The 2630-nt window shown below is 64.1% G+C and carries 3 protein-coding genes; 2 read left to right on the forward strand and 1 reads right to left on the reverse strand.

Going from position 1 to position 2630, the window contains the following annotated elements; translation table 11 throughout:
* Together Q0288_RS11930 and Q0288_RS11935 are read left to right on the forward strand one after the other, a co-directional pair.
* Positions 1-831: transposase (locus Q0288_RS11930; RefSeq protein ID WP_299430694.1), on the forward strand; the 831-nt coding region annotated here is incomplete at its 5' end.
* 317 nt (positions 832-1148) lie between these two features.
* Complete coding sequence (locus Q0288_RS11935; RefSeq protein WP_299430696.1) at positions 1149-2033, forward strand: prolipoprotein diacylglyceryl transferase; 885 nt, start codon at positions 1149-1151, stop codon at positions 2031-2033.
* A gap of 5 nt (positions 2034-2038) precedes the next feature.
* On the opposite strand, the gene Q0288_RS11940 is transcribed toward Q0288_RS11935, so the two are convergent.
* Positions 2039-2630: hypothetical protein (locus Q0288_RS11940; protein WP_299430698.1), on the reverse strand; the 592-nt coding region annotated here is incomplete at its 5' end.

The following is a 2630-nucleotide window of genomic DNA, read 5'->3' on the forward strand; positions in this document are numbered from 1 at the left end:
TTCCTCTTGCGCGACAAGACGGTTTCTTTGACCACGGTTAAAGGGCATCTGCGCGTAGACCTTCGTTTGTCCAACTACCACCTCCAAAAGCTGCAAGGCGCTCGGCTCACCAGCGCCACTTTGGTGGACTCGAAAGGCAAGATGTGGCTGCACGTACAGGTCAAGCGGGATGTTCCCCCTACGGCTGAACCCCAAGAGGTCATTGGCGTTGACTTGGGGAGAACCGATATAGCCGTTACCTCCACCGGTAAAAGCTGGTCGGGCAAGGCGGTGACAAAAGTTCGTGACCGTTTTGCTAAAACCCGTCAGATGGTGCAGAAGAACTGCTCGAAAGGCACACGCAGTACCCGCCGCCGTGCGGGTCAACTGCTGCAACGGCTGTCGGGCAAAGAGCAACGTTTTCAGAAGCATGTGAACCATGTGGTCAGCAAGGCTATCGTCTCGGAGGCTCAAGTTTTGAGTGCGGCTATCGCGCTGGAGGACTTGACGGGCATCCGAGAGCGAACCAATACCCAGCCCCGTTCCAGCACCGAACGCCGCCGTAGCAACAGTTGGGCATTCCACCAACTGCGCGGTTTTGTGGAGTACAAGGCGGCTTTGGCTGGGGTGCAAGTCATCCCCATCAACCCCGCCTACACTTCGCAGACCTGCCACTGCTGCAAGCATATCGGTAAGCGGCAGGGCAAGCGCTTTGAGTGTGGGAACTGTGGGCATGTGGGGGATGCTGACCATAATGGCGCTCAGGTGATTCGCCTGGTGGGGCTGACCGTAACGCGGCCTCGTGGCTCGGGAGTGCTGTCTTGCGCTTTCAGGGCTTCCGAAAGCCCCTGACTTCTAGTCAGGGGAACCGTTACACCTGGGAAGGTAGTTCAACCCTGTTAAGCGCGTATAAAGTCCTATCGTAGCCGCCACAGGCTGGATCGTCGGGCCAGTGTTGCGTTTCAGTGAGGGAATGGGCAGCCTCCGCTTATGGCCTGCCATCCCACCCGCTGCGTCTGTGGCCACGCCGCACATTGCCCCGAAGTCTAGGACTCGCGCCGGAAGCCTGGGATTTAGGGTTTACGGCTCGGTGGGCTTTACAGAGCCTTAATGGGCCAGCGCTAGCCTCAGCTCGAGCCCTCGGTCAGAGCGGCTCAGGAAGGCAGCCCATGCAACCCGGTTCTATCCACCTCGGCCCCCTGTCCATAAGCTGGCACGGCATCTTGATCGTGCTGGCGATTTTTGTCGGCATCGAGATCGCCAAACGCCTGCTGCGGCGCTGGGGCCACGACCCGGCAGGCTTCGAGCAGGCGGTGTTCTGGGCGGTGGTGTGGGGGGCGGTGGGGGCGCGGGCGCTCTACTTGATCACCAGCCCCCAAGCCTTCATCATCAACCCTCTGAGCGTGTTTGAGGTCTGGCGCGGGGGGCTCTCCTTCCACGGCGGCATGATCGGTGGGCTGCTGGCCTTCTGGTACTTCCACAGGCGCTACGGCCTGCCCTTGTACCCTTACCTCGAGGCCGCCCTTCCGGGGGTGGCGCTGGGCATCATCGGCGGGCGCATCGGCAATTTCCTCAGCGCCTGGGACAGCGCCGGGCGGCTCACCACCCTGCCCATCGGCTACACCTTCCCGCCGGGCTCGGGTTTCCCCGGCATCTGCACCAGCACCCTCGACCTGGCTTACGGGGGCTGTGCGGGCGCGGTGGTGATGGGGCCGGTGCACCTGACTCAGCTCTATGGGGCGGCCATCGGGCTGGTGCTGCTGGGGGTGCTGTGGCTCTGGCTGCGCCCTGGGCGGCCCTACGGCTACGCCCTCTGGCAGTTTGTGCTCTGGTACAGCCTGTTGCGCTCGGTCTTTGAAGAGCCCTTCCGGCTCAACCCCCTGTGGCTGCCGGCGTATCGGAACGACCAACTAGGGGTCGGCCTGTTCACCGCCACCCAGATCCTCTCGGCGTTCCTGGTCGCCCTCGCGCTGTACATGCTCTGGCGGCTGGGGAGGAAGCCTAGAGAGGGGGTACGTCCCGGCCCGGCATCGCTCAAAGCCCATCCCCGCTAGGCCGCCTACCGTCTGCGCCAGGAGTCCAGCAACAGATACCCGGCGAGCCCCAGCGCCCCTACGAGCCCAGGGCCGAACACCCAGCCCGCCCATCGTTCCCACCCCGGCGGGTGGTAGACCAGCATCAGGCCGGAAAGGGCCAGGATCAGGGCGACGGTCAGGGCCGAGAGCCGCAGGCTGCCCGCGATGCCCCGCAACTCCCGCAGGAACTCCGGGTCGGGGCGCATCCTCAGCTCGAGTTCCCCCCGCTCGGCCCGGCCCAGCAGGCGGCGCAGCCCCGGCGGGACTTCTTCCAGCAGGCTCAGCACGTCCAAAACCCCCTCCCGCAGGCGGCCCTGGACTCGTGCAGGCCGGAAGCGTCGGAGAAAGATGCGCTGAAACAGTGGTCTGACCAGCGGGGCCAGGTGAAAATCGGGGTCGAGCCTTACCCCCACCCCTTCGGCCATCATTAGGGTCTTGGCCAGGATCGAGAGGTGGGCGGGCAGGCGCAGTCGGTAGGCCCGCACAAGACCGAGAAAGCGGCTCAGGATGTCCCCCACCGCCATCTCCCCGATGGGGAGTTCGATGTACTCGTACAGCAACCGCTGGAGGTCGTGA

This window comes from uncultured Meiothermus sp. (genome assembly GCF_937863175.1).
Classification (GTDB): domain Bacteria; phylum Deinococcota; class Deinococci; order Deinococcales; family Thermaceae; genus Meiothermus.

Bases quoted from the DNA above. Each gene is read 5' to 3' on its own strand.
- Q0288_RS11935 (WP_299430696.1), top strand. From the start codon at position 1,149: ATGCAACCCGGTTCTATCCACCTCGGCCCCCTGTCCATAAGCTGGCAC.